A 25,232-nucleotide genomic window follows, 5' to 3' on the forward strand; every position below is an offset into this window, starting at 1 on the left:
CCTACTCGCGGTGCAGCCTGTCCTGCGCCGCGCCCGCGATCCGCTCGACCGTGTTCGGGACGTCCGTCGTGCCGTAGAAGCGCGCGTCCGGGTGCGTGGGCGCCGGCATCGGAGCCGTCGTCGTGGGCCCGTCGTGGTAGGTGAACTCGCCCTTCCCGTCGGGCGTCGGGCCCGACGCCCACGATCCGTCGCGGGCGGCCGCGCCGTCGCTGAAGTTCAGGTACTGGTAGGAGACCTCGCGGTCCTCCTTCGCCAGCGGGAAGTTGCTCGGCACGGGAAGCTCCTCGATCCCCTCCGACTTCAGCTCCTCCGCCGCCGCGAGCCACTGGTTCTGGTGCATCGTGTCGCGCGCGAGGAGGAACGCGAGCAGGTCCCGCACGCCGTGGTCATCCGTCATGTGGTACAGCCGCGCGACCTGCAGCCTGCCCTGCATCTCGGCGTTGGCGTTGGCCGTGAAGTCGGCGAGCAGGTTGCCGCTCGCGGTGATGTACGAGCCCGACCACGGGTTGCCGTTGCTGTCGACGGGGCGCGCGCCGGCGCCGGCGACGATGCCCTGCTGGACGTCGGTGCCGCCGACCACCGCCGCCACCGTCGGGTCGCTCTGCACGGCGTCCTCCGTGATCCCGAGCGGCGACTTCTCGAGGAGCTGCGCGATCATCACCGCGAGCATCTCGACATGGCCCATCTCCTCCGCGCCGATGCCGAAGACGAGATCGCGGTACTTGCCGGGCATGTGCATGTTCCATCCCTGGAACTGGTACTGCAGGGCGACGGTGATCTCGCCGTACTGCCCGCCGAGCACCTCCTGCAGTTTCCGCGCGTACACCGCGTCGGGAGCGTCTGGCTTGGCTGCGTGCTGGAGTTCCTGCCTGTGGAGAAACATGGATCGCCTTCCGTGTGTCGTCGGTTTCGGGCGCCAGTCAAGCTCGCGCGCACCGTCGGCGACACGGGGTTCCGGATGGCCCGGCCACGTGACACAATCACGCTCCGCTCGGAGGGGCGGCCTCGCGCGCGCTGCTTCTACTCCTCCTTCTCCTTCTCCGCAAGCCACTTCTGACGGGCGCCCCTCCTTCGCTTCAGTGGGAGCCAGACCTCTCCGCGAGCACTGCTCCGGAGCCGCAGACACCGCCCGCGCCACGGGCCGCACGCGTGCAGACGCGGTGCCCGAGCGCGCCCTCGCAACGCTTCGAAAGAGGTGCCCCATGCCCGTCTCCGCCATCGCTCCGACACCGGCTCCCGCCCGCCGCGCCCCGCGAGCGCAGGAGGATCGCAACGCCCGTGCGGTCGCGCTCCTCGAACGCGCGCGGTCCGCGCCCGCGGCCGAGCGGACGCGGCTCCAGCAGCAGGTGGTCGTGGAGTACCTCGACGTCGCCGACGCGGTCGCGAGCCGGTACGTCTCGCGACCGCAGGACGCGGGCGACGTGCGGCAGGTCGCGTATCTCGGCCTCACGAAGGCGGTCCAGCGCTTCGCGCCCGACCGCGGCGCGGACATCGTGTCCTTCGCCGTCCCGACGATCGCGGGTGAGATCAAACGGCATCTGCGCGACACGAGCTGGGTGGTGCGCCCGCCCCGGCAGCTCCAGGAGCTGCACGCAGAGCTCCGCACGGCCGTCCCCCGCATCGCCCAGCAGCTCGGGCACGACCCGTCTCCCGCCGAGATCGCCGCGGAGACGGGGTTCGCGGTCGAGCACGTCGTCGAGGCGATCGACTGCGGACAGGGCCGCCAGCCGGCCTCGCTCGACGCGCCGCACGCCGCGACCCCGGACGGGTCGCTCACCCTGGGCGACACGCTGCACGCGAGCGGCGCCGACTTCGCCCGCGCGGAGGTGAGCGCCGCGCTCGCCGCCGCCTGCCGCACCCTGAGCCCGCGCGAGCGGAGGATCCTCTACCTGCGCTTCTTCCACGAGCAGACGCAGGCGGAGATCGCGCGGGAGTGCGGGGTCACGCAGATGCAGATCTCGCGCCTTCTGACCAAGATCCTCTCGACCCTGCGCGGGCAGCTGACCCCCGACCTCCTCGCGGCCTGAGGAGAGCGCGGATGGCGGCCGGACTCCCCTTCCCCTCAGCGACTCACCGAGCGGGCCGCGGCGATCACCTCGTCTGCCTGGACCGCGAGCAGCGCAGGGTCGGGGGTCGCCGCGAACGCGTCGCCTCGGCGGACCGCCGGATCGGTGAGGGCGATGTGCGGCCCATCCGGCGGCCCCCATTCCTCGACCGGAGCCGGCCCGAACACGACGACCGACGGCGTGCGGTATGCGGAGGCGAGATGCGCCGCGCCGGTGTCGGCGGACACGACGACCGACGCGTCGGCCACGAGGGCCGCGAGCTCATCGAGGCGCGTCCGGTCCGCGAGCACCGCGTCCTCGTCGAGACCCGCGGCCGACGCGACGGCCTCCGCGCGCTCGCGGTCGGCCGCGCCGCCGGTCAGCACGATCCGGAGGCCGTCCGACCGGAGTGCGCGCGCGACCGCGGCGAACCGATCGACGGGCCACTGCCGCGATCCGTAGAACGCGCCCACGTGCAGCACCGCGGCGCCCGGGGCGGGCGATGCCGTCGTCGGGAGGGCGATGGCGACGTCGTCCTCATCGGCGGTCGCTCCGTACGCCGAGACGAGTCGCGCCCAGCGGCGCCGTTCCAGGATCCCGTCGAGCCACTCGGGGCCGTCCGGGTCGCTCGGCGAGCGGTGCACGATCCGGACACGGGCGCCCAGCGCGTCGATCAGCGCCCGCGATTCCGGGCCGTTGCCATGGAGGTTCGCGGCCACGTCGACGACTCCCGCGTCGAGCGGCAGGGGGTCGTCGAGGCCCGGCGTCGGCAGCAGCGCATCGACGCTGCCGACGAGCGCGGCGACCGGCGCCAGCCACCCGGGAGCGGCGAGCACGACCTCGTGGTCGGGGTGCGCACGCCGCAGACCGTGCAGCGCGGGCACCGCGACGAGCAGGTCGCCCAGCTTGAGGGCCCGCAGCGCGAGGACGATGGGGCGATCGGACGGCTCGGTGAAGATGCGCACCAACCCATCGTGAACCGGCTCGCACGCCATCCGAACCCCCTTGCGCCGCGGCCAGGGCGGATGGCAGGAGCGCGGGACGCGAGGAGAAGTTCGCACGGGGGCGTTTGCCTCGCGGTGCGCGGGGGAAGTGCTTCTCGTATGGACGACCGTGACCGACCGCTCCGCGCGATCCTCTTCGATCGCGACGACACGCTCGTCGTCGACGTGCCGTACAACGGCGACCCCGACCGGGTCTCCCCCATGCCGACCGCGGCCGAGGCGCTGCGGCTCGTGCGCGCCCGCGGCCTGCGCACGGGGGTCGTCAGCAATCAGTCCGGCATCGCCCGCGGCATCCTGTCCGCCGACGACGTGCGCCGGGTCAACGCGCGCGTGGACGAGGTGCTCGGCCCCTTCGACGTCTGGCGGTTCTGCCCGCACGGGCCGGACGACGGCTGCGCGTGCCGGAAGCCGCGGCCGGGCCTCGTCCTGTCCGCGGCCGACGCGCTCGGCTTCGCGCCGGCCCAGCTCGCGGTGATCGGCGACATCGGCGCCGACATGGGCGCCGCCGCTGCCGCCGGGGCGCGTGCGGTGCTCGTGCCGACCGCCCGCACGCTGCCCGACGAGATCGCCGCGGCGCCGCGGGTCGCGCCGGATCTGGCCGCGGCGGTCGCACTCCTGCTCGGGGAGCCGGTGCCCGCAGGGAGGGCGGCCTCATGAGGCGGCGCGTCCTCGTCGCGCGGCTCGACAGCATGGGCGACGTCCTGCTGGCGGGGCCGGCCGTCCGCGCCGTCGCGCGCGAGGCCGAGGTCATCATGCTGTGCGGGCCCCGGGGCGCCGCGGCGGGAGCGCTTCTGCCGGGTGTGCGCGACGTCATGGTCTGGGACGCCCCGTGGATCTCCGATCCGGCGCCCGCGGTGACCGGTGGACGCATCGACCAGCTCATCCACCGTCTGCGCACCGCGCGCATCGACGAGGCCGTGATCCTCACGTCGTTCCATCAGTCTCCGCTCCCCCTTGCCCTTCTCCTCCGGCTCGCGGGCGTGGACCGGATCGCGGGGGCCTCCGTCGACTACCCGGGCTCCCTCCTCGACGTCCGCCTGCACCCCGGAGAGGACCTTCCCGAGGACATCCCCGAGGTGGACCGCGCGTGCGCGATCGCCGAGGCCGCCGGCTTCCCGGCCGAGGCCGACCGGCGCCTGCGCGTGCGCGACGTGGCCGACGCGTCCGCCCTCGTCGGCGACGGGCGCTACATCGTCCTCCATCCGGGAGCGGCCGTGAGCGCGCGCCGCTGGCCGGTCGAGGGGTTCGCCGGAGCGGCGCGGCTCCTGGCCGAGTCAGGGCGCCGGGTCGTCGTGACCGGCGCGGAGGGCGAGCGCGACCTCACGGCGCTCGTCGCGAGGACGGCCGGGCCGCACGCCGTCGACCTCGCGGGAGCCTGCGACCTGCGGCTGCTGGCCGGCGTGCTCGCCGGCGCCGATGCCGTCGTCGTCGGGAACACCGGGCCCGCTCACCTCGCCGCAGCGGTGGGGACGCCGGTGGTGAGCCTGTTCTCGCCCGTCGTGCCGGCCGTCCGCTGGGCGCCGTACGGCGTGCCCGTCGCGCTGCTGGGCAATCAGGACGCGCCCTGTCGCGGGACGCGCGCCCGCGACTGCCCCGTGCCCGGCCACCCGTGCCTCGCCGGCGTCGCCCCCGCGGAGGTCGCGACTGCGGCCATCCGCCTCGCCGACGCTCGCGAGGCCCACCCGATCGAAGCGCACCCGATCGACACGAAGGACGGAGCGATCAGATGAGGATCCTGGTCTGGCACGTGCACGGCGGATGGATGAACGCCTTCCTCCGCGGGACGCACGAGTACGTTGTGCCCCGCCCAGACGACGAGGCGACGCCTCCGCACCTGCCGGAGCGCGCGCGGGCCGTGGCCGAATCGGCGCTGCGCGGTGAGGAGGTCGACCTCGTCGTGCTGCAGCGTCTCGAGGAGCTGGAGGCCGTCGAGCGCCTCCTCGGGCGCGTCCCCGGCCGCGACGTGCCCGCGGTCTTCGTCGAGCACAACACGCCGAAGGAGCGGCCGATCGACCAGCGTCACCCGCTCGCGGAGCAGCGCGCCATCCCGATCGTGCACGTCACGCACTTCAACCGGCTCGTCTGGGACAGCGGCGACGCGCCCACGGCGGTCATCGAACACGGCGTGCCCGATCCCGGTGCCCTCTACACGGGCACCCTCCCCGCGTTCGGCGTGGTGGTCAACGAGCCCGTGCGGCGCGGGAGGGTCACCGGGACGGATCTGCTGCCGGCCTTCGCCGAGATCGCGCCGCTGCACGCGTTCGGCATCGACACGGACCTCCTCCCAGGCGCGCTGGGCCTCGGTCCAGACCGGCTGCAAGTCGTCGGCGACCTGCCGACGCCCCTCCTGCACGGCGAGCTCGCGCGGCGGCGCGCGTACCTCCACCCGCTGCGGTGGACGTCGCTCGGCCTCTCCCTCCTCGAGGCGATGAGCCTCGGGATGCCCGTGCTCGTCCTCGCGACCACCGAGGCGGTCCGCGCCGTGCCGCCCGAGGCGGGTGCGATCTCGTCGGATCCGGACGACCTGCGCGCTGCCGCGCGGACGCTCATGGACGATCCGGACGAGGCGCGCCGCCGCGGGCTCGCCGCACGCGCGTTCGCCCGCGCGCACTACGGCCTCGAGCGCTTCCTGCAGGACTGGGACGCGCTGCTCGAGGAGCACGTCGCGGCGCACGCCGCGGCGCGACGCAGACGAGCGCGCTCGCTCGCGGGTGCCACGCAGCCCGCGCTCGTCTCGATCATGGAAGGAACGGACCGATGAAGATCTCGATGGTCTCCGAGCACGCGAGTCCTCTGGCCGCGCCGGGAAGCGTGGACGCGGGCGGACAGAACGTCCACGTCGCCGCGCTCTCGCGAGCGCTCGCGCGGCGCGGGCACACCGTGACGGTCTGCACGCGCCGCGACGACCCCTCCCTGCCCCATCGGGTCCGGCTCGATGACGGCGTCGAGGTCGTCCACATCGACGCGGGCCCGGCCGAGCACGTCGCGAAGGACGATCTCCTGCCGTTCATGGGCGAGCTCGCCGCCGGCCTCGCCGAGGAATGGCGGGACGACCGCCCCGACGTCGTCCACAGCCACTTCTGGATGTCGGGGCTCGCCGCGCTCGACGGCGTCGCCGCCCTCCGCGGCGCAGCTGCTCCGCCGCCCGTGCTGCACACCTTCCACGCCCTCGGGGTGGTGAAGCGCCGCCACCAGGGCGCCGCCGATACGAGCCCGCCCGAGCGGGAATGGCTCGAGCCCCGGGTCGGCCGCGAGGTCGACATGGTCGTGGCCACCTGCTCGGATGAGGCGTTCGAGCTCCGCGCGCTGGGCGTCCCGTCGCGACGCATCTCGATCGCGCCCTGCGGCGTCGACCTCGACCTCTTCCGGCCGCAGGGCTCGGTCGACGAGCGCGGAGCCCGCCATCGCGTGCTCAGCGTCGGGCGGCTCGTGCCCCGCAAGGGCGTCGACCTCGTGGTGCGGGCGATCGCCCGCCTCCGCGCCGAGGGGGTCGACGACGTCGAGCTCGTCGTCGTCGGCTCCGACGGCGCGGCAGGCGCCGCCGATCCCGAGGCGGCCCGACTGCGGGCGCTCGCGGCCGACCTGGGCGTCGCCGACCGCATCGTGTTCCGAGGCCAGGTGAGCCGCGACGACATGCCGGCCCTCCTGCGCTCGTCCGACGTCGTCGTGTGCGCGCCCTGGTACGAGCCGTTCGGCATCGTGCCGCTCGAGGCGATGGCGTGCGGCACCCCCGTCATCGCGGCGTCCGTCGGCGGACTCATCGACACGGTCGTCGACGGCGCGACCGGGCTGCACGTGCCGCCGCGCGATGCCGACGCGATCGCCGCCGCGCTCCGGCGCCTGCTGCCCGACCGCGACCTCCTCCGCGCGTTCGGCACGGCGGGGCGCGAGCGCGTCGAGGCGCGCTACTCGTGGGATCGGGTCGCCGCGCAGACCGAGCGCATCTATGCGAGCACACTGTCCCGCGCCCGCCGAGCAGGCGGCCGACTGGAAGGAGCGGCGCTGTGACCATCGCCGAGACCCGAGGCGCGGCGCGCGTGGGCGCCCCCGCGCGTGTCGACCCCGTCCGCGACCACCTCCGCGGCCTCGGCGCGGCCCTCGCGTCGGCGGAGCGTCATGCCGAGCAGCTCGAGGCCTGGGGCGTCGAGCTCGCCGCCCGACTGCGGCGCGGCCAGCGCGTGCTCGTGGCGGGCAACGGCGGCTCCGCCGCCGAGGCGCAGCATCTGACCGCCGAGCTCGTCGGCCGCTACCGCGAGGAGCGTCCGGCGTACTCCGCGATCGCCCTCAACGCCGAGACCTCGAGCGTGACGGCGATCGGCAACGACTACGGGTTCGACGAGGTGTTCGCGCGGCAGGTGCGCGCGCACGCCCGCGCAGGCGACATCGTGCTCCTGCTGTCCACGAGCGGCGCGAGCCCGAACCTGCTCCACGCCGCCCGCGCGGGTCGCCTCGCCGGCGCGGCCACCTGGGCGCTCACCGGCCCCGGCCCGAACCCGCTCGCGGAGGTGTGCGACGAGGCCGTCTGCCTCGATGGACCGTCGCCGCACGTCCAGGAGTGCCAGCTCGCCGCGATCCACGCGGTGTGCCGCGTGTTCGACGCGATCGTCATGGATGAGGAAGGACGCAGCTCATGAACATCGTCGTGGTCGGGGACGTGCTCCTCGACGAGGACGTCGACGGCGCGTCGACTCGGATGTCGCCGGACGCCCCGGTGCCGGTGATCGACGTCGCGTCGCGCACGCAGCGGGCCGGCGGGGCAGGACTCGTCGCGACGCTGCTCGCGCGCGACGGGCACGACGTCGCCCTCGTCACGGCGCTGTCCGACGACCCCTCCGCCGACCGCGTGCGCGCGTGCCTCGCGGGTGTCCGGATCGTCGCGGGCGCCTCGCACGCGCCGACACCCGTGAAGTCCCGCATCCGCGCCAACGGCCATCCGATCGGGCGGCTCGACGACGGCTGCGGGCCGGCCCCGGAGCCCGAGGTCACCGACGAGATGCTCACGGCGATCGCGGAGGCGGATGCGATCGTGGTGGCCGACTACGGCAGGGGGCTCGCGGCGCGCGCGCCGCTGCGGAGCGCGCTCGCGCGCCGCGCCGCGCACGCGCCGCTCGTGTGGGACCCGCATCCGCGCGGCGCGCAGCCCGTGGCGCAGGCCCGCCTCGTCACGCCGAACCTCGCCGAGGCGACGAGCGCATCGGGCGAGGGCGATCCCGAGGACGCGGCACGCCGACTCCGCGATCTCTGGGGATGCGCGGCCGTCGCCGTGACGGCGGGTGAGCGGGGCGCTGTGCTCGCGACGGGCGACGGCGCGATCCGGCTGCCCGCGCTGCCCGTGGTGACGAGCGATCCGTGCGGAGCGGGCGACCGGTTCGCCGCGACGGCAGCCGTGGCCCTCGCCCGCGGCGACGATGAGCGCACGGCCGTCCGCGCGGCGGTCGACGCGGCGGGGGCCTTCCTCGCGGCGGGCGGCGTGTCGACGCTGGACGAGGCCGCCCTCTCCCGTCTTCCCGACGGCCGACGCGACGCGCGCGCGGTCGCCGAAGCGGTGCGGAGCCGAGGCGGCACCGTGGTCGCGACGGGCGGCTGCTTCGACCTCGTCCACGCGGGCCACGTGCGGACCCTCGAAGCGGCGCGCGCCCTGGGCGACTGCCTCATCGTCTGCCTCAACTCCGACGCCTCCGTCCGCCGACTCAAGGGTCCGCAGCGCCCGATCATCGGCGAGAGCGACCGCGTCGAGCTGCTCAGCGCCCTGGCGTGCGTCGATGCCGTCGTCGTGTTCGACGAGGACGGTCCCGAGCGCGCGATCGAGGGCATCCGGCCCGACCTCTGGGTCAAGGGCGGCGACTACAGCGCCGAGAGCCTTCCCGAGGCGCGCATCCTCGAGCGCTGGGGCGGCCGCGCTCTCACGCTCCCGTACCACCTCGGCCGTTCGACCACCGCGCTCGCCTCGGCGCTCGCGAAGGTCGGCTGAGCCATCCCGATCGCCGGCGTCAGCCGGAGAAGGAGGAACCACATGCAGGACACCTATCCGCGCCCCCTCGGCCGCGTGCTCGTGACCGGAGGCGGCTCGGGCCTCGGCGAGGCCGTCGTCCGCGCCGTCGCCGACGGCGGCGGAACGCCGGCCGTCATCGACCGGGATGTCTCGGGGATCGTCGGCGCGATCACGACCCGGCAGGCGGATGTCTCGGACCGGCTCGCGGTCGAGAGCGCGGTCGCGGAGATCGCCGAGGAGCTCGGCGGCATCGACGCGGTCGTGACGGCCGCGGGAATCGACCGCTGCGGACGCCTCGACGCCGTCGCCGCCGAGGAGTGGGAGCGCGTGATCGGCGTCAATCTGCTCGGCACGGTCTCCGTGGTCCGCGCCGCGCTGCCGCACATCGAGCGGGCCCACGGACGCGTCGTGACGGTGGCGTCGTCGCTCGCGCTGCGGGCGCTCCCCGATGCCACGGCGTACTGCGCATCGAAGTTCGGCGTGCTGGGGTTCTCCCGGGCGCTCGCCGCGGAGACGCGCGGTCGCATCGGGGTCACGACGCTCATCCCGGCGGGGATGCGCACGCGCTTCTTCGACGACCGCGACGAGCAGTATCGGCCGGGTCCCGACGCGCAGCTCAACGACCCCGCCGAGGTGGCGCGCACGGTGGTCTTCGCGCTGCAGCAGCCGCGGGGCTGCGAGGTCCGCGAGCTCGTCGTCTGCCCCGAGGAGGAGCCGTCGTGGCCGTGATCCGGTGAGACCCGCCGGGCCCCGCTGACCGGCGGGGCCCGGCGGGTCTCACCGCGCGCGCTCCGCCGCGGCGTCCTCGAGGAGGCGCAGCGCGTCGTCGCGCACGGCGGCCACCGGCACATCGGCGACGAACGAGACATCGTGCGCGCACCGCTCGGCGGTCCATCCGACCTGTGTCGCGTCCCGCCCGCACACGGGGCAGTGCGTCGTCCACCCCAGCTGCACGCGGTGACGTCCCCGGCCGAGGGGCCCCGCGTTCACGACGTTGCCGAACCAGTACACCGCGGCGGTCCGGGCGCCGACCGCCTGCGCGAGGTGGCGCGGGCCGCTGTCGTTCCCGATCACGACCGCGGCGTGGGCGAGGACGCCGGCGAGCGCGCCGAGATCGAGCGCGCCGGACAGGTCCCGCACGCGGTCGGACGGCGCGTCGACCGCGGCGGCGATGCGGCCGCACAGATGGGCGTCCTCGCCATCGCCGACGAGGACCACGCGGGCTCCCGCGCCCACGAGCGCGGCGGCGACCGCGGCGAAGCGCTCGGCGGGCCATCGGCGTCGTGGGTCCGTCGCGCCGGGATGGATCACGGCGACGGGGCGATCCGCTCCGCACCGCTCCGCGGCGTGGGCGCGCTCGCGCGCGGACGTGCCGAGGCGCGGCTCGAGAGCGACCGGCGCGGCGCCGGCGAGGCCGGCGACCTCGAGGCCGCGGAGCATCTCGTGCTGGTAGTAGACGTAGTCGATCGTGCGCTCGAGGGGCGCGGCATCATCCGTGCGCGTGCCGACCGTGTGCCGCGCTCCGAGCGACAGCAGGAACGGGTTGGAGAAGCGCCCTCCCCCGTGCAGCTGGACGGCCAGATCCCACCCTTCCTCCCGCTGCTCGGCCGCGAACCGCTCGATCTCCCGGACGTCCGCCGCGGCGTCGGGCGCCGCGCCCACGCCCGGGATCGCCGGGAGGACGCGCACGCGATGCGGCGCGCCGTCGCGCCCCGGCAGGAGGGCGCGCGCGACGGGCGCGCCGAGCAGCGTCACCTCGGCTTCGGGATACGACGCCATGAGCGCCTGCATCGCCGGCACGGCGAAGAGGAGGTCGCCGAGGCCGCCCGCGCGCAGCACGGCGATGCGCCGCACGCCGGCGAATCGGTCGCGCGGCGGCGCGACCGCCGGAGCGGGTGCCGCGGGGCGGGTGCCCAGCGGATCGGCAAGCGCTGTCTCCGGCGTCATGTGCGGCTCCTTCTCGTGCGGCAGGGTTCCTCTCCTCCTTCCGTTCCCCCGCGCCGCGCACGGCAAACCCCGGCGAGCGCGGTGTGTGAACGCGCGGCGCAGTGGGTACGTGGGGAGGAGGAGCACGCGAGCGGAAGGAGCAGGACGATGAGCGGCGACACAGCCATCCGGACGCGAGACGAGATCGTGATCAGGGATCCGCGCGACGGAACGGTGACCGGGTCGGTGCCCGTCGCCGATGTCGCGGAGGTCCGTGCCGCCGTCGCGAGGGCGAGGGCCGCGCAGCCCGCCTGGCGTGCGACCCCGGCCGCCGAGCGAGGTCGAGCGCTGCGGGCCGCCGCGCACGCGCTCGCTGAACGCGGCGCGGAGCTCGCGGAGGTCGAGCAGCGCGACAACGGGCGTCTGCGCGCCGATGCCGACGGCGGCATCGCGGCGGCCGTGGACACGCTCCTGCAGTATGCCGAGAGCGCTCCGCTGCACCGCGGCCGCAGCCTCCGCGGCGCCCCCGACGCGCTCGACCTCACGCGCGCGGAGCCGCGCGGCGTGGTGGCCGCCGTCACGCCGTGGAACGATCCCATCGCCGTGGCCGCCGGCCTCATCGGCGCCGCCGTCGCGACGGGCAACACCGTCGTCCACAAGCCGAGCGAGCGCTGCCCGCACGCCGGGCGCCTGCTCGGCGAGATCCTCGCCGCCGCCCTTCCCCCGGATGTGCTCGTGACCGTGCTCGGGGGCGCCGACGTGGGCGAGGCGCTGGTCAGCTCGCCCGGGGTCGACGTCGTGGCGCATGTCGGGTCGACGGCTGCGGGCGAGCGCATCGCGCGCATGACGGCGCTGACGGGCGCGCACCTCGTGCGCGAGAACGGCGGCAACGACGCGCTCATCGTCGACGCCGACGTCGACCCGCGCTGGGCGGCGGCCCAGGCGGCACTCGGGGCGTTCGCGAACAGCGGCCAGATCTGCACGGCCGTCGAGCGCATCTTCGTGCACCGTGCGGTCGCGCAGGAGTTCACGAGCGCTCTCGTGGCGGAGGCGGAGAGCCGGACCCTCGCGCCGCTCGTCGACGCGCGGATGCGCGACGAGGTGCATGCGCAGGTGACGGCGTCGCTCGCCGACGGCGCCCGGGCCCTCACCGGCGGGACGATGCCGGACGGCCCGGGCTTCCGCTACCCCGCGACCGTCCTCGTCGGCTGCACGCCCGACACCGCGGTCTTCCGCCAGGAGACCTTCGGCCCGGTCGCCCCGGTCACGGTCGTGGACGACTTCGACTCGGCTCTGCGCCACGCCGTGCAGGACGCGTACGGTCTGGCCGCGACCGTGCTCACGGGCGACATCGCGCACGCGCATCGCGCGATCGACGCGCTGCCGGTCGGCACCGTGAAGATCAACGCCGTCTTCGGCGGAGCTCCGGGCGGCTCCGCCCAGCCGCGCGGCCGCAGCGGCTCCGGCTTCGGGTACGGACCGGAGCTCCTCGACGAGATGACGAGCGTCAAGGTCGTCCACATGGCACCGGCGGTGACGCGGTGAGCGCGCTCGACGCCCTCGCGGCGATCCGCGACCGTGCGCCGCGCGTGACGGTCATCGGCGACTTCCTCCTCGACGGCTGGTGGAGCGGCGGCATCTCCCGCCTCGCCCGCGAAGCGCCGGCCCCGGTCGTCGAGGTCGCCGAGCGCGCCTGGGCGCCCGGCGGCGCCGCCAACACCGCGATGAACCTCGCCGCGCTCGGCGCCCGCGTGAGCGCCGTGGGGCTCATCGGCGCTGACCACGCAGGGCGGCTGCTGCGCGAGCGGCTCGCCGCGGCCGGCATCGACACGGCGCGACTGCGCGAGGTGGCCGATGCGCGGACGACGACGAAGATCCGCGTCGTGTCGGGCGATCAGGTGATGCTGCGTCTCGACGAGACCCAGGATTCACCGTGGCCGGCGGATGCCCTCGCTCGTCTCGTCGAGGACGCGCGCCACGCGAGCGCGGACGCGCAGCTCATCTGCGACTACGCGTCGACCCTCCTCGCCGACGAGGTCGTCGAGGCGCTGGCTCGGCTGCCGCGGCCGCCTCTGCGCGTCGTCGACGCGCACGATGCGGCGCGCTGGCGGCGAGCCGAACCGGACGTGATCACGCCCAACGCGGCGGAGGCCGAGCGCCTCGTCGGAGCCGAGCTCGGCACGGGCGAGGAGCGGGTCGAGCGGGCCGCCGCCGTGGCCGACCGGCTGCGCGCGGCGGCGGGCGCGGGCGCCGCTGTCGTCACGCTCGACCGCAGCGGGACGGTGCTCCTGCGCCCCGGCCATCCGCCCGTCCGCACGCGCGCGCACCCGACGCCGGAGAAGCAGGCGTCGGGCGCAGGCGACGTGTTCGTGGCCGCGCTCACGGTCGCTGTGGCCTCGGGAGCGCCCCTGCCCGTCGCGACGGAGCTCGCGCAGGCCGCGGCCGACGTCGCGGTGAGGAAGCCCGGGACCTGCGTGTGCTCCCTCGACGAGCTCGCGGCCTGGGCGGGCCGCCCGTCGGATGCGGCTCTCGATGCCGACGAGCTCGCCGAGCGCATCGCGGCGCACCGGCGAGCCGGCGAGCGGGTCGTCTTCACCAACGGGTGCTTCGACGTCCTGCACCGCGGCCACACGAGCTACCTCCGCCAGGCCAGGCGCCTCGGCGACGTGCTCGTCGTGGCGGTGAACGGCGACGCGTCCGTGCGACGGCTCAAGGGGCCCGGCCGCCCGGTCAACAGCGCCTCGGACCGTGCGAACGTCCTCGCCGCGCTCGAGTGCGTCGACTACGTGACGGTCTTCGACGAGGACACGCCCGCCGCGCTCATCCGGCGTCTGCGCCCGGACGTGTACGCGAAGGGCGGCGACTACACACCGGAGATGCTGGCCGAGACCGCCGACGTGCACGCGGTCGGCGGAGAGGTCGCGATCCTCGACTACGTCTCCGATCACTCGACGACCGAGATCATCGGGCGGATCCGGTCCCGCCCCGCGCCGGCGGATCTGGCTCGCGAGGGGCGGCGCTGATGCGGAGCAGACGCGGCGCGGCGCGGTGGGCCCTCGCCTCGCAGGCCGCGCCGCCGGCCGTCGACGTGCTGGTCCCCACCGCAGGCCGCACATCGGCGCTCGCCGTGACGCTCGCCGGCCTCGCCGCGCAGGACGACCCGGCCTTCCGGGTGATCGTGAGCGACCAGTCGCCCTCCGCGCCTGTCGACGCAGACCCCGCCGTGCGCGCGATGTTCCGCGTCCTCCGGGCCCAGGGGCGCGAGGTCGTGCTGCTTCGTCACCTCCCCCGCCGCGGGATGGCAGAGCAGCGCCAGTTCCTGCTCGACGCGTCCCGCGCGCCGCGGGTGCTCTTCCTCGACGACGACGTATGGCTCGAGCCGGGCGCGCTGGAGCGGCTCGACGCCGCGCTGACCGAGTCGGGCGGCGGCTTCGCGGGGTACGCGGTGCAGGGACTGTCGCATCTCGACGACGTGCGCCCGCACGAGCGCGAGGCGTTCGAGCCGTGGGGGCCGGCGGGCGTGCGGCCCGAGCGGATGCGCCGCGGCGCACCGGGCTTCGAGCGGTGGCGTCTGCACAACGCCGCGAACATGGCGCACGAGGCCGCCGACCGCGGACTCGACGACGAGGCGCGGCTGGCCTACCGCATCGCGTGGGTCGGCGGGTGCGTGCTCTTCGAGCGCGCGGAGCTGCTCGCCGCCGGCGGGTTCCGCTTCTGGCGCGACCTGCCGGCGGCGCACGCGGGCGAGGACGTCGTGGCGCAGTGGCGCGTCATGGAGCGTGCGGGCGGCGCCGGCGTGCTGCCGAGCGGGGCCGTCCACCTCGAGGCCCCCACCACCGTCGTCGACCGCGGGACGGAGGCGAGCGAGATCGTCTTCGCGGGCGAGTCGGCGCAGCAGGGCCCCGCCGGGCCCGAACGAGAGAGGAGAGAGAAGGATGAGCGAGACGCCAGGCCCCATCCAGGTGCAGAAGTTCCTGGGCGGCATCGACTATCCCGCGAGCAAGGAGGACATCCTCGCATCGGCGCGGGACGCGGGCGCGGATGACGCCGTGCTCGATGCGCTCGGCCGCATCCCCGATCGCGAGTACGACGCGCCGACGGCTGTCAGCTCGGCCGTGAGCGACGCGGAGTGACGAGAGGGGGCGCCGGCCGACGCCGGCGCCCCCTCTCCGCTCGGCCCCATGAGGCATAGACTGCGATCTATGCCCGCCGCGACCTCCCCCGCTCTCCTCGCGACGGTCGCCGACCCGACGCGCGCCCGGATCATCCGGCTCATCCTCGACTCCCCCGAGGGCCGCGTGAGCGTGACCGAGCTCGCCGTCGAGCTCGGACTGCGCCAGCCGACCGTCAGCCACCACATGCGCGCGCTCGCGTCGGCGGGCGTCGTCGAGCGGCGGCAGGAGGGACGCCGCGCGTGGTTCTCGCTCGCACCGGGTCGCGCCGATGAGGTGATCGGCCTCGTGGGCCATGCCCCCGCCGCCGGCCCGGACCTCGAGCGCATCGCCGCGGACCTCACCGAGCGGTACCAGGGCGTGCACGGCGCCGAGACCGTGTCGCTCTTCGTGCGGACGAGCCATGAGCTCCTCCGCCGACAGGAGCGCACGCCGGCCCGCCTCGCCTCGCGGGTGTCGGCCCTGGCCGTCGAGCGCCTCGACGCGCTCACGCGCTCCCGATCCGTCGACCGCGGCGTGCCCGAGGTGCTCTTCGTCTGCGTGCGCAACGCGGGCCGCTCGCAGCTCGCCGCGGCGATCCTGCGGCATCTCGCCGGCGACCGGGTCCGCGCCCGCACGGCCGGCTCCGAGCCGGCCGAGGAGGTCAAGGCGCACGTCGTCGCGGTGCTCGACGAGATCGGCGTGCCGCTGGGAGACGAGTTCCCCAAGCCGCTGACCGCGGAGGCCCTGCGCGCGGCCGACGTCGTCGTCACGATGGGGTGCGGCGACGCGTGCCCCGTGCTCCCGGGCAAGACCTACCTCGACTGGCCGCTCGACGATCCCGCCGACCAGCCGCTCCCGCGCGTCCGGGCCATCCGCGACGAGATCGAGCGCCGCGTGCGCAGTCTTCTCGGGGATCTCCTTCCCATCACATAGACAACGGTCTATGCTTTGAGGCGACCCGACCCGGAGGAGCCATGACCGAGACCACCCGCCCCGCCGTCCTCTTCGTCTGCGTGCACAACGCGGGCCGCTCGCAGATGGCCGCGGGCTATCTGCAGGCGCTCGCGGGCGACCGCATCGACGTGCTCTGCGCGGGCTCGGAGCCCAAGGACGAGATCAATCCGGTGGCCGTCGCCGCCATGGCCGAGGAGGGCATCGACATCTCGGCGGCCACCCCGAAGGTGCTGACCGTCGACGCCGTCCGGGAGTCCGACGTCGTCATCACGATGGGCTGCGGCGACGCCTGCCCGATCTTCCCGGGGAAGCGCTACGAGGACTGGCAGCTCGACGACCCGGCCGGGCAGGGCATCGAGGCGGTCCGGCCGATCCGGGACGAGATCCGGGCGCGCGTCGAGAGCCTCGTCGCGGAGATCGCGCCCGCCTGAGAGCGGGCATCATCGAGGACCTCCCGGCCCGCGGCAACCCCCTGTTCGCGGTGTTCCCCCGCGCCTAGTGTGCGGGGGAACGCCGACGACACAGGAGGTCCACATGACGCGCTTCGGATACACGCTGATGACCGAGCAGAGCGGCCCGCGAGAGCTCGTCGCCTACGCGCAGACCGCGGAGGCGGCGGGGTACGACTACCTCGCGTGCAGCGACCACTACTCCCCGTGGCTCGTGAGCCAGGGCCACGCCCCCTACGCGTGGACGGTGCTCGGCGCGGTCGCCCAGGCCACGTCGCGCGTCGAGCTCATGACGTATGTGACGTGCCCCACGATGCGGTACCACCCCGCCGTGGTCGCGCAGAAGGCCGCGACGATGCAGGTGCTCTCGGACGGGCGGTTCACGCTCGGACTGGGATCGGGCGAGAACCTCAACGAGCACGTCGTGGGCGAGGGATGGCCTGCTGTGCACGCGCGCCAGGACATGCTCGCGGAGGCGATCGAGATCATCCGCGCGCTGCACACGGGCGACCTCGTGACCTACGAGGGCGAGTGGTTCCGCGTCGACTCCGCACGCGTGTGGGACGCCCCGGACGGCGGCGTGCCGATCGGCGTCGCGGTGTCCGGAGACAGCTCGGTCGCGCAGTTCGCACCTCTCGCCGACCACCTCATCACGACCGCTCCCGACGCCGACCTCCTCGCCTCCTGGGACGAGGCTCGGGGAAGCCGCGCATCCCGCAAGATCGGGCAGATCCCGATCTCCTGGGACCCCGACCGAGACGCGGCCGTCGCGCGAGCGCACGAGCAGTTCCGCTGGTTCGCGGGCGGCTGGGCCGTGAACGCCGACCTGCCCACGCCCGCCGGCTTCGAGGGGGCCAGCGCGTATGTGCGCCCCGAGGACGTCGCGGCCTCGATCGCGTGCGGACCCGACCTCGACGCCCTCGCGGAGAGCGTGCGCCCGTTCGTCGACGCCGGCTTCACGGATGTCGCGATCGTCCAGGTGGGAGACGCTCAGCAGGAGCGCTTCCTCGCCGAGGTCGCGGAGCCGCTGCTCGAGCGACTCCGCGCACTCTGACGGTTCCCCGGCAGCGCGGGGCCGGCGCGGATCAGCCGGACGGGTTGTCGAGCGGCATCCCCCGCTCGTCGGTGGTGTCCGGCAGCATCTCGTCGGCCACCTCGGCCGCGTCGGCCCCGCTCTGCTCGTCGCTCGCGACCCCCGTCGGCTCGCTGTCGACGACCCGGTGCGGCACCCCGAGGCGCTCGGCGAGCGCGCGCCCGGCCTCGATGGCCTCCTCCCTGCTCGCCGAGCTCTGCGAGAGCTCGCTGTCGCCCTCGACCCGACTGATCCACTGCCCGCGCTTGGCGAACGTCTCCACGTGCGTTCCGGTCATGCTGCGTCCTCCCTCGTCGATGTCGGGAGCGACGCTACGACGGGCGCCGGGATGACGACAGGGGGTTGCGCCCTGGCCCGGTGCGGCCCACGCCGTGCGCGAGCAGCGTCAGCCGAGAGCGGAGTCCGACCCTGCGAGCAGGCGTCGCGCGACCGTCGCGCCCGCGCCGAGGTGCTCGACGAGCGCGTCCGCGGCGGCCTCCAGCTCGGCATCCGACGTCGGCGCGAGAGCGTCGAGGATGAACAGGGCCGTGCGCGTGCCGTCGGTCAGCCGCGTGCGGCGGCCCTGACGCCAGTTCCATCGGCGGCACGTCACGCCCTCGCCGTCGCACCAGACGACCTCACCCGGGTCGGGGTGCTCGACGACCGGGTCTCCGCCGGCCACCGTGTCGAAGGGCTCCGTCCCGGTCGCGCGCATGAGGCGCGGCGCACCCACGTACCGGTCGAGATCCTCACCGCCGAGCGGGAGCCCATGGAGGACCGAGACGGCGTTGTACACGTCGGTGAGGCGATTCACTCGCGGCAGCGCATCCGCCGCACGGCGGGTGAGCGCTTCGAGGCTGTTGCGCGTGCGCTGCGGCTTCGCCCCGAACGCGCGATAGGCCTCGCGCCACGACGCGATGTGCGGCTCATCCTCGATCGGCCCGGCGGCGGCCACGCGCCGGGCGTGCTCCTCGGCGCGGACGAGCAGCGCCTCGCTCTCCGCGTCGCCTGCCGCCGGAGCGATCCCCTCGATCACGACGAGCATCGCCCGGTAGTCGGGGCGGATGGCGAACACCTCCTCGTGGACGAAGCTGTCCTCGAGGATCCTGTCGATCCGCGTCGTTCCCGCCATGAGCTCCTCCTCGGTCTCCCGTTCCCCCCGAGCATAGTGCACGAAACTGCACTGAATGGCCCAGCTCCGAGAAACCGGTATCGACGCGCCCGCAGGCGGGTGATTGACTCTCCGGGAGATGTCTCCTACGGTCGAGACACGCATATATTTAGATACTCAATCATCCGGGCGTCGATGCCCGGAGAGAGAACGAGGAACAGTGACACAGCAGTCCTCCCCCACTCCCGCTCGTCGCATCCGTGCAGGCGTCGTCGGAATCGGATGGGCCGGCCAGCAGCACATGGCGGCGTACGCCGCCCGCCCGGAGGTCGACCTCGTCGCGATCGCCGGGAAGGAAGACGACGTCCGCGCGCAGCTCGCGGAGACCTACGGCATCGACGAGACGTACGCCGACTGGGAGGAGATGATCGGCCGCGGCGACCTCGACGTCGTCAGCGTCGCGGTGCCGACCTTCCTCCACGCGCCGATCAGCATCGCGGCGCTGCGCGCCGGCGCGCACGTCCTGTGCGAGAAGCCGATCGCCCGCACGGGCGACGAGGGCCAGAGCATGGTCGACGCCGCGCGCGAGGCCGGGCGCATCCTCGAGATCACCTTCAACCACCGCCGCCGCGGCGACATCGAGGCGATCCGCGCGGCCGTCGACGACGGCACGATCGGTCGCCCCTACCACGCGCGCGCCATGTGGCTGCGGCGCTCGGGCATCCCGGCTCTCGGGAGCTGGTTCACGAACGCCGAGATGTCGGGCGGCGGGCCGCTCGTCGACCTCGGTGTGCATGTGCTCGACTGGACGCTCCACCTCATGGGAGAGCCCCGCGTGACCGCGGTGTCCGCCGTCACGCACTCCGAGCTCGGCCCGCGCGGCCTGGGCGGCTCGGGAGGCGTCAAGCACGGGACCGGTCACGCGTACGAGGTCGAGGACCTCGCCACCGCGCTCCTGCGCCTCGAGGGCGGCGGGTCGATCGTGCTGGAGACGAGCTGGGCGTCGCACCGCTCGACCCCCGATCAGTTCGGCATCGCGCTGTACGGCACCGACGGCGGCGCCGACCTCTCCGTCGTGGACTACGCCCCGTCGGGCGAGCTGACGATCTTCACGGGCGATGGCGCGTCGCGCCAGGACACCCCGATCCAGGCGCCCGCAGGTCGCGGTCACGCCGCCGTCGTGGAGACGTTCCTCGACCACATCGCCGATCCCGCCACGTGGGCCGAACACGACGGGAGCGTCGGGCTCAGCCGCGCGCGCCTCGTCGACGCCTGCTACGCGTCGGCCGCCGCCGGGCGCGAGATCGCCCTCGACACCGACCTCAACATCATCGGAGGAACAGCATGAGCATCCGCGCCCTCGTCTGGAACGAGAACGTCCACGAGACGACGCAGGACGACATCCGCGCCATCTATCCCGACGGGATCCACGGCGCGATCGCGCAGGGCCTCGCCGATCTGCTCGGCGACGACGTCGCGGTGCGCACGGCGACGCTCGCGGAGCCCGAGCACGGCCTGACGGAAGATGCCCTCGCGGCCGCGGACGTGCTCCTGTGGTGGGGCCACATCGCGCATGATCAGGTGGCGGACGAGGTCGTGGCGCGCGTGCAGCGCCATGTCCTCGGCGGGATGGGCCTCATCGTGCTGCATTCCGGCCACTTCTCGAAGATCTTCACGCGACTGCTCGGCACGACGTGCTCCCTCGCCTGGCGCAACGACGGAGAGCGCGAGCTGGTCTGGACGACCGCGCCCGGGCATCCGATCGCGGAGGGCGTCGAGAATCCGATCGTCATCGAGCGACAGGAGATGTACGGCGAGCACTTCGACATCCCGAACCCCGACGACCAGGTGTTCATCAGCTCGTTCGAGGGCGGCGAGGTGTTCCGCTCGGGCGTGACCTTCACGCGCGGCCGCGGGCGGATCTTCTACTTCAGCCCCGGCGATCAGGAATACCCCGTCTACTTCCACCCTCAGGTGCGCCGCGTGCTCGCGAACGCCGTCCGCTGGACGGCCCCGACGCCGGGCGAGCGCCGACAGCCGGAGGTGAGCAACCCCGCGCGGAGGACGTGGTCCTGACGCCGTCTGCCCGATCGCGGCGACCGTGTCAAGCCTCGAGCCCCGTCTTGGAGAGGAGGCGGCGCGGTCGGTAGACATCTTCTATCGCCGCACCCCGCGGCCCCGAGAACGGAGGACAGATGTCGCTGATCGCAGAGACAGCCCCGCAGGCCCCCGCACGCACCGCGTCGACCATGAGGACCGGTCACCCGAGCCTCGGACGCGCGCCGGAAGCCGTCCTCATCCCCATCAGCCTCACGTGCTATCAGGTGGCGCTCGCAGACCAGGTGAAGGGGTACATCTGCGTCAAGGGACGCGAGTGGGAGTGCTTCGCTGGCGCGCACATGGCCGACGCGCGCTCGATCGGGACCCGCGCGAGCCTCACTGTCGCCATCCGCGATCTCGTGACCGACATCCCGCACGGTCTCACGGCCGTGTGACCGATCGCGACGAGGAGGCGCCGCCCGGATCGCCGGGCGGCGCCTCCTCGTCTGTGCAGACCCTCAGGCGAGAGCGCCGAACGCGGACATCACGGCCAGCGCGGTGCCCGCCACGACCGCGGAGAGGATCGCGCCGAGCCCCAGCGGGCGCCACCCGGCTCGGAGCACGGCTCGGATGTCGGCCGAGAGGCCCACACCCGCGAGCGCGGCCGCGATGAGGAACCCGCTCACCTGCGAGACCGCGTCCTGCATCCCGGCCGGGATCCATCCGGCCGACCGGGCGAGCGCGAGGAGCGCGAACCCGATGAGGAACCACGGCACGAGCGTCGCCGCGCGGCTCGGGGTCAGCGGGCTCCCTCCCCCGCCCCGTCGGCTCTCGCCGATCGAGAGCGCGATGCTCAGCGGGATGATCGCGAGGGTGCGGACGAGCTTGACGGCGACCGCCACGGCGAGTGCGCCTCCGCCGAACACCCCCGCCGCCGCGATGACTGAGCTCGTATCGTTCACGGCGGTGCCCGCGAGCACCCCGAACGCGTGCGCGTCGAGCCCCAGCGCGTGCCCGAGCACGGGGAACACGACGACAGCGAGGAGGTTGAAGAGGAAGATCGTCGACATCGCGTAGGCGATCTCGGCGCTCGAGGCGCCGATCACGGGGGCGATCGCGGCGATGGCGGACGCGCCGCAGATCCCGGTGCCCGCGCCGACGAGGGTCCGCAGCCGCCGCCCCACGCCGAGCACCCTGCCGACGACGACCGTCGCGAGCGCGCACGCTCCGAGCGTGGCGGCCATGACCGGAAGCGCCTCGGCACCGGCCGCGACGACGCTCTGGATCGGGAGGCCCGCGCCGAGGAGCACGATGGCGACCCGCAGGCCCGGGCCGCTCGCCCACGCCATCCCGGGGTGCAGCGCAGGCCCCGGAGCGCGGAGCACCGCGCAGCCGACGCCGAGGGCGATCGCGGGCGCCGCGCTGCCGACCGCGGGGGCTGCGCGGCCGATCACGAGGGAGACGAGGGCGATCGCGCCGCAGGCCGCGAGACCGGGGGCCGCCCGCATCGTGCGGTGCAGAAGGAGCTGGGGCATGCTCCCACGGTCGCCGGATCACGGGGCGCGCGGTATCCGGCTGGCGTGCGTGGGGGTACAGGGCCAGACTGTAGGGACCATGCGACACGTGCCCTCGATCGACGCCCTCGAGCTCCTGAGCGCCGTCGCGCACCACGGCTCGATCTCGGCCGCGGCCCGCGAGACCGGCTGCACGCAGCAGTCCGCGTCAGCGCGCATCCGCTCGCTCGAGCGCACGCTCGGCCTCGAGCTCGTGACGCGCTCCCCGCACGGCGTGGCACTCACCGCGAGCGGACGCCGGGTGCTGACCTGGACCGACGACCTGCTCGCGGCCGCTGAGCGGTTCCGCGCGGGCGTCGAGCGGCTGCGCGGGGAGAGCACGCGCGCGCTCGTCGTCGCCGCGAGTCAGACGGTCGCCGCGCACGTGCTGCCCGCGTGGCTCCTCGCCCTGCGCGCCGCGCAGCTCGAGGACGGGAGGGAGCCGACCTCCGTTCGCCTCGTGACGGCGAACAGCGACGAGACGGCCGAGCTCGTGCGCACGGGCAGGGCGGACCTCGGGTTCGTCGAGAGCCCGGACATCCCGGACGACCTGTCGAGCTCGACGGTCGCGGACGATGTGCTCGTCCTCGTCACGGCGCCCTCGCACCCGTGGACCGACCACGGGAGCGTGTCGCTCGACGACGTCGCCGACACCGCGCTCATCGCGCGCGAGGACGGCAGCGGCACGCGGAGGGCGTGGGAGTCCGCGGTCCGCAAGCGGCTCGGACGCACGCCGGTCGCGCCGGCCATGGTCCTGTCCACCTCGGCGGCCATCCGGTCTGCGGTCGCCGAGGGCATCGCCCCCGCCGTTCTGAGCGACCTCGTCGTGGCGGACGATGTGCGCCTGGCGCGTCTGCGGCGGATCGCGATCGCCGGGCCCGCCATCTCGCGCCCGATCACGGCGCTCTGGCGCGGCACACCGCGCGACCTCGCACCGACGAGCCGCGACCTGCTCGACGCCGCGGTTCGGCGCGGCATCCCGACCTGAGTCACCGGGCGAGCGCAGAGCTCCGCAGGTGCCCGACGACCCGCCCGGCCGGCGTCGGGCCGACGGCGATGGGCCGCCCCGGGCTCTGCACCCACCGGCTCCACGAGCCCGAGAAGACCCGCGCCTCGATCCCGGCTGTCGCGAGGGCGAGAGCACTGTGGGCGGATGCGACGCCCGACGCGCAGTACAGCCCGATCTCACGGCCCGGTCGAGCCCCGATCCGCGCGAAGGCCGTGAGGATCTCGGCCGGCGTGCGCAGCGTGCCGTCCGGTCGGATGTGCGTCACGGCGGGGAGGCTGACGGCGCCCGGGATGTGGCCTGCGGTCGGATCGGCTCCCGCGTGCGCACCGCGGTATCGCTCAGGGGACCGCACATCGACGAGCACGCCGCGGCTCGGCAGGGTCGCCGCCTCGTCGATCGGCAGCTCCCCGGGATCGACGTCGCGCAGCGTCGCGTCACCACGGGGCGGAGCGACGTCGCCCGTGTCGAGGAGATGTCCGGCGGCGATCCACGCGCGCAGGCCTCCGTCGAGGACGCGGACCTCGAGCCCGGTGCGCCGGAGCAGCCACCACGCCCGCGCGGCGGCGACCGAGTCATTGTCGTCGTAGACGACCACGAGGTCGCCGCGGCGCACGCCCCATCGGATGGCCGCGCGCTCGAGATCGCGGTGGGCCGGACGCGGATGCCGGCCCTCCTCCGGATGCCCGCGACGGGCGAGCTCGGTCTCGAGGTCGACGTACACCGCGCCGGGGAGGTGACCCGAGAGGTAGGCGGGTCGGCCCTCCGGGAGGTCGAGGCGCCAGCGGACGTCGAGAAGGCTCACGCGTGCGCCGCCGGAGAGCCTTTCGTGCAGGTCGGCAGCGGAGATGAGAGGCGACATGAGGCCATCCTCACCCCGCGCACGGCATTCCCGATCATTCCGATAGGGAATATGACGTCGTGCGTCGTCGGCCCGGGTCCTACACGCCCGCGGCCACCGGGGACGACGTGGCGAGAGCCGCGCGCACCGACGGCAGCCCCCGACGCACCGTGAGCTCGAGCCGGTCGCGCAGAGCCGCCGAGGCGATGCGACCGTCCGTGAAGTCCGTGTCCCGCGCGTAGACCGCGAGCGGGAGCGTGAGGGACTGGAAGAACGCGAAGAGCGGGCGGAACTGATGCTCGAGCGCGAGCGCATGCCGATCGCTCCCGCCGGTCGCCGCGAGCTGCACGGGCGTGTCGACGAGGGCGTACTGGTCGACGAAGTCGAACACGTGCTTGAACAGCCCCGTGAACGAGGCGCGGTAGACGGGGCTCGCGACGACGAGGAGGGACGCGCTCTCGATGCGGCGCAGGGCCTCTTCCGCTCGCACCGACAGCTCATCGCGGCGCAGCGCGCCGCTGAACTCGCGACCGAGGTCGCTGAGCTCGATCACGTCGGTCGTGACGAGATGCTCGTCGCCGAGGGCGTCGGCATACGCGGTGAGGATGTCGCGCGCGAGAACGCTCGTGCGCGAGGGCGACTGGAGGCTGCCGGAGACGGCGACGAGGGAGACGGTGACCATGCGAGCACGCTACGAGCGCATCCGCGTCGTCGGGGCCGAGCGCGTAGCCGGGCGACGAACTCGGTAACACGACGTCACCGGCGCACGTCGCGGCTCAGTCCCCCGCGGCGCGATCCGCGTGCCCGAGCGACTTGCCCGGCGCGATGAGGTCGCGCACGCGCCGCTTCAGGTCAGCGATCTCCGGGAAGCCGCCGTCGCGCTTCCGGTTCCACACGTGCACCTCGCCGACGTCGATCCGGAACACGCCGCCCGTCGCCGGCACGAGCGCGACCTCGCCGATCTCGTCCTCGAACGACTGGAGGAGCTCACCCGCGTACCACTGGGCGCGCAGCAGCCAGCGGCACTGGGTGCAGTAGGTGATGACGATGCGAGGGGAGGCCATGCACCCACGGTATCGACTCGT

28 protein-coding genes are annotated in these 25,232 nt (G+C 74.4%); 19 read left to right on the forward strand and 9 right to left on the reverse strand.

Annotation, left to right across the window (positions count from 1 at the left end):
* Position 1: 1 nt before the first annotated feature.
* The gene (locus M1D46_RS11410) at positions 2–883 is read right to left on the reverse strand and encodes a manganese catalase family protein (RefSeq protein WP_271171968.1); all 882 of its coding nucleotides are present in this window, start codon (positions 881–883) and stop codon (positions 2–4) included.
* A gap of 319 nt (positions 884–1,202) precedes the next feature.
* On the opposite strand from M1D46_RS11410, the gene M1D46_RS11415 reads away from it, so the two are divergent.
* Positions 1,203–2,027: a sigma-70 family RNA polymerase sigma factor gene (locus M1D46_RS11415; protein WP_456285589.1), complete on the forward strand. Its 825-nt coding sequence runs from the start codon at positions 1,203–1,205 to the stop codon at positions 2,025–2,027.
* A 35-nt stretch (positions 2,028–2,062) separates the two neighbouring features.
* On the opposite strand, the gene M1D46_RS11420 is transcribed toward M1D46_RS11415, so the two are convergent.
* Positions 2,063–3,040 carry a glycosyltransferase family 9 protein gene (locus tag M1D46_RS11420; RefSeq protein ID WP_456285590.1) on the reverse strand — a complete coding sequence of 326 codons (978 nt, stop codon included), beginning with the start codon at positions 3,038–3,040 and terminating at the stop codon, positions 2,063–2,065.
* 108 nt (positions 3,041–3,148) lie between these two features.
* On the opposite strand from M1D46_RS11420, the gene M1D46_RS11425 reads away from it, so the two are divergent.
* From M1D46_RS11425 to M1D46_RS11455, 7 genes are read left to right on the forward strand one after another with little or no spacing between them, the layout of a single operon-like run.
* Positions 3,149–3,706 carry a D-glycero-alpha-D-manno-heptose-1,7-bisphosphate 7-phosphatase gene (locus M1D46_RS11425; protein WP_456285591.1) on the forward strand — a complete coding sequence of 186 codons (558 nt, stop codon included), beginning with the start codon at positions 3,149–3,151 and terminating at the stop codon, positions 3,704–3,706.
* Positions 3,703–4,779, forward strand: a complete 1,077-nt coding sequence (locus M1D46_RS11430; RefSeq protein ID WP_456285592.1) for a glycosyltransferase family 9 protein — start codon at positions 3,703–3,705, stop codon at positions 4,777–4,779. The genes M1D46_RS11425 and M1D46_RS11430 overlap by 4 nt, the downstream gene beginning before the upstream one ends.
* A complete protein-coding gene (locus tag M1D46_RS11435; protein ID WP_456285593.1) occupies positions 4,776–5,810 on the forward strand; it encodes a glycosyltransferase in 1,035 nt (344 codons plus the stop codon). Before M1D46_RS11430 ends, M1D46_RS11435 begins: the two co-directional genes overlap by 4 nt.
* Positions 5,807–7,057 carry a glycosyltransferase gene (locus M1D46_RS11440; RefSeq protein WP_456285594.1) on the forward strand — a complete coding sequence of 417 codons (1,251 nt, stop codon included), beginning with the start codon at positions 5,807–5,809 and terminating at the stop codon, positions 7,055–7,057. The genes M1D46_RS11435 and M1D46_RS11440 overlap by 4 nt, the downstream gene beginning before the upstream one ends.
* Positions 7,054–7,683 carry a D-sedoheptulose-7-phosphate isomerase gene (locus M1D46_RS11445; protein WP_282977846.1) on the forward strand — a complete coding sequence of 210 codons (630 nt, stop codon included), beginning with the start codon at positions 7,054–7,056 and terminating at the stop codon, positions 7,681–7,683. Before M1D46_RS11440 ends, M1D46_RS11445 begins: the two co-directional genes overlap by 4 nt.
* The gene (gene rfaE2 / locus M1D46_RS11450) at positions 7,680–9,020 is read left to right on the forward strand and encodes a D-glycero-beta-D-manno-heptose 1-phosphate adenylyltransferase (RefSeq protein WP_456285595.1); all 1,341 of its coding nucleotides are present in this window, start codon (positions 7,680–7,682) and stop codon (positions 9,018–9,020) included. Before M1D46_RS11445 ends, rfaE2 (M1D46_RS11450) begins: the two co-directional genes overlap by 4 nt.
* A gap of 42 nt (positions 9,021–9,062) precedes the next feature.
* On the forward strand, positions 9,063–9,770 hold the full coding sequence (locus M1D46_RS11455; RefSeq protein ID WP_456285596.1) for an SDR family oxidoreductase: 708 nt from the start codon (positions 9,063–9,065) through the stop codon (positions 9,768–9,770).
* 48 nt (positions 9,771–9,818) lie between these two features.
* Here M1D46_RS11455 and M1D46_RS11460 read toward each other — a convergent pair whose 3' ends face one another.
* The gene (locus M1D46_RS11460; RefSeq protein ID WP_456285597.1) at positions 9,819–10,988 is read right to left on the reverse strand and encodes a glycosyltransferase family 9 protein; all 1,170 of its coding nucleotides are present in this window, start codon (positions 10,986–10,988) and stop codon (positions 9,819–9,821) included.
* 147 nt (positions 10,989–11,135) lie between these two features.
* On the opposite strand from M1D46_RS11460, the gene M1D46_RS11465 reads away from it, so the two are divergent.
* The 7 genes from M1D46_RS11465 (at position 11,136) to M1D46_RS11495 (ending at position 17,578) form a co-directional block, all read left to right on the forward strand.
* Positions 11,136–12,512, forward strand: a complete 1,377-nt coding sequence (locus tag M1D46_RS11465; protein ID WP_456285598.1) for an aldehyde dehydrogenase family protein — start codon at positions 11,136–11,138, stop codon at positions 12,510–12,512.
* Positions 12,509–13,990: a D-glycero-beta-D-manno-heptose 1-phosphate adenylyltransferase gene (gene rfaE2 / locus M1D46_RS11470; RefSeq protein ID WP_456285599.1), complete on the forward strand. Its 1,482-nt coding sequence runs from the start codon at positions 12,509–12,511 to the stop codon at positions 13,988–13,990. The genes M1D46_RS11465 and rfaE2 (M1D46_RS11470) overlap by 4 nt, the downstream gene beginning before the upstream one ends.
* Positions 13,990–15,012 carry a glycosyltransferase family A protein gene (locus M1D46_RS11475; RefSeq protein WP_456285600.1) on the forward strand — a complete coding sequence of 341 codons (1,023 nt, stop codon included), beginning with the start codon at positions 13,990–13,992 and terminating at the stop codon, positions 15,010–15,012. Before rfaE2 (M1D46_RS11470) ends, M1D46_RS11475 begins: the two co-directional genes overlap by 1 nt.
* Positions 14,930–15,100: a DUF2795 domain-containing protein gene (locus tag M1D46_RS11480; RefSeq protein WP_282978073.1), complete on the forward strand. Its 171-nt coding sequence runs from the start codon at positions 14,930–14,932 to the stop codon at positions 15,098–15,100. Before M1D46_RS11475 ends, M1D46_RS11480 begins: the two co-directional genes overlap by 83 nt.
* A 69-nt stretch (positions 15,101–15,169) precedes the next feature.
* The gene (locus tag M1D46_RS11485) at positions 15,170–16,054 is read left to right on the forward strand and encodes a metalloregulator ArsR/SmtB family transcription factor (RefSeq protein WP_456285601.1); all 885 of its coding nucleotides are present in this window, start codon (positions 15,170–15,172) and stop codon (positions 16,052–16,054) included.
* A gap of 41 nt (positions 16,055–16,095) precedes the next feature.
* Positions 16,096–16,506 carry an arsenate reductase ArsC gene (locus tag M1D46_RS11490; protein WP_456285602.1) on the forward strand — a complete coding sequence of 137 codons (411 nt, stop codon included), beginning with the start codon at positions 16,096–16,098 and terminating at the stop codon, positions 16,504–16,506.
* 103 nt (positions 16,507–16,609) lie between these two features.
* Positions 16,610–17,578: a TIGR03557 family F420-dependent LLM class oxidoreductase gene (locus M1D46_RS11495; protein WP_456285603.1), complete on the forward strand. Its 969-nt coding sequence runs from the start codon at positions 16,610–16,612 to the stop codon at positions 17,576–17,578.
* A gap of 31 nt (positions 17,579–17,609) precedes the next feature.
* On the opposite strand, the gene M1D46_RS11500 is transcribed toward M1D46_RS11495, so the two are convergent.
* Entirely contained in the window at positions 17,610–17,894 is a 285-nt protein-coding gene (locus tag M1D46_RS11500) for a DUF2188 domain-containing protein (protein WP_456285604.1), read from the reverse strand.
* A 108-nt stretch (positions 17,895–18,002) separates the two neighbouring features.
* The gene (locus tag M1D46_RS11505) at positions 18,003–18,728 is read right to left on the reverse strand and encodes a B3/B4 domain-containing protein (protein ID WP_456285605.1); all 726 of its coding nucleotides are present in this window, start codon (positions 18,726–18,728) and stop codon (positions 18,003–18,005) included.
* A 199-nt stretch (positions 18,729–18,927) separates the two neighbouring features.
* Between M1D46_RS11505 and M1D46_RS11510 the strand changes: the two genes are divergently transcribed.
* From M1D46_RS11510 to M1D46_RS11520, 3 genes are all read left to right on the forward strand, one after another.
* Positions 18,928–20,055 (forward strand): Gfo/Idh/MocA family protein, encoded by a 1,128-nt coding sequence (locus M1D46_RS11510; RefSeq protein WP_456285606.1) that lies wholly within the window; start codon positions 18,928–18,930, stop codon positions 20,053–20,055.
* The gene (locus M1D46_RS11515) at positions 20,052–20,783 is read left to right on the forward strand and encodes a ThuA domain-containing protein (RefSeq protein ID WP_456285607.1); all 732 of its coding nucleotides are present in this window, start codon (positions 20,052–20,054) and stop codon (positions 20,781–20,783) included. The genes M1D46_RS11510 and M1D46_RS11515 overlap by 4 nt, the downstream gene beginning before the upstream one ends.
* A gap of 119 nt (positions 20,784–20,902) precedes the next feature.
* On the forward strand, positions 20,903–21,202 hold the full coding sequence (locus tag M1D46_RS11520; RefSeq protein ID WP_271171989.1) for a hypothetical protein: 300 nt from the start codon (positions 20,903–20,905) through the stop codon (positions 21,200–21,202).
* A 63-nt stretch (positions 21,203–21,265) separates the two neighbouring features.
* On the opposite strand, the gene M1D46_RS11525 is transcribed toward M1D46_RS11520, so the two are convergent.
* A complete protein-coding gene (locus M1D46_RS11525; protein ID WP_456285608.1) occupies positions 21,266–22,282 on the reverse strand; it encodes a YeiH family protein in 1,017 nt (338 codons plus the stop codon).
* Between the two features lie 88 nt (positions 22,283–22,370).
* Between M1D46_RS11525 and M1D46_RS11530 the strand changes: the two genes are divergently transcribed.
* Complete coding sequence (locus M1D46_RS11530) at positions 22,371–23,288, forward strand: LysR family transcriptional regulator (RefSeq protein ID WP_456285609.1); 918 nt, start codon at positions 22,371–22,373, stop codon at positions 23,286–23,288.
* A gap of 1 nt (position 23,289) precedes the next feature.
* Here M1D46_RS11530 and M1D46_RS11535 read toward each other — a convergent pair whose 3' ends face one another.
* The 3 genes from M1D46_RS11535 to M1D46_RS11545 form a co-directional block, all read right to left on the reverse strand.
* Positions 23,290–24,168 carry a sulfurtransferase gene (locus tag M1D46_RS11535; protein ID WP_282977869.1) on the reverse strand — a complete coding sequence of 293 codons (879 nt, stop codon included), beginning with the start codon at positions 24,166–24,168 and terminating at the stop codon, positions 23,290–23,292.
* 79 nt (positions 24,169–24,247) lie between these two features.
* Positions 24,248–24,829 carry an FMN reductase gene (msuE, locus tag M1D46_RS11540; RefSeq protein WP_456285610.1) on the reverse strand — a complete coding sequence of 194 codons (582 nt, stop codon included), beginning with the start codon at positions 24,827–24,829 and terminating at the stop codon, positions 24,248–24,250.
* Between the two features lie 94 nt (positions 24,830–24,923).
* Positions 24,924–25,211: a SelT/SelW/SelH family protein gene (locus M1D46_RS11545; RefSeq protein ID WP_271171994.1), complete on the reverse strand. Its 288-nt coding sequence runs from the start codon at positions 25,209–25,211 to the stop codon at positions 24,924–24,926.
* Positions 25,212–25,232: the final 21 nt, after the last annotated feature.

The organism is Microbacterium sp. JZ70 (genome assembly GCF_053903225.1).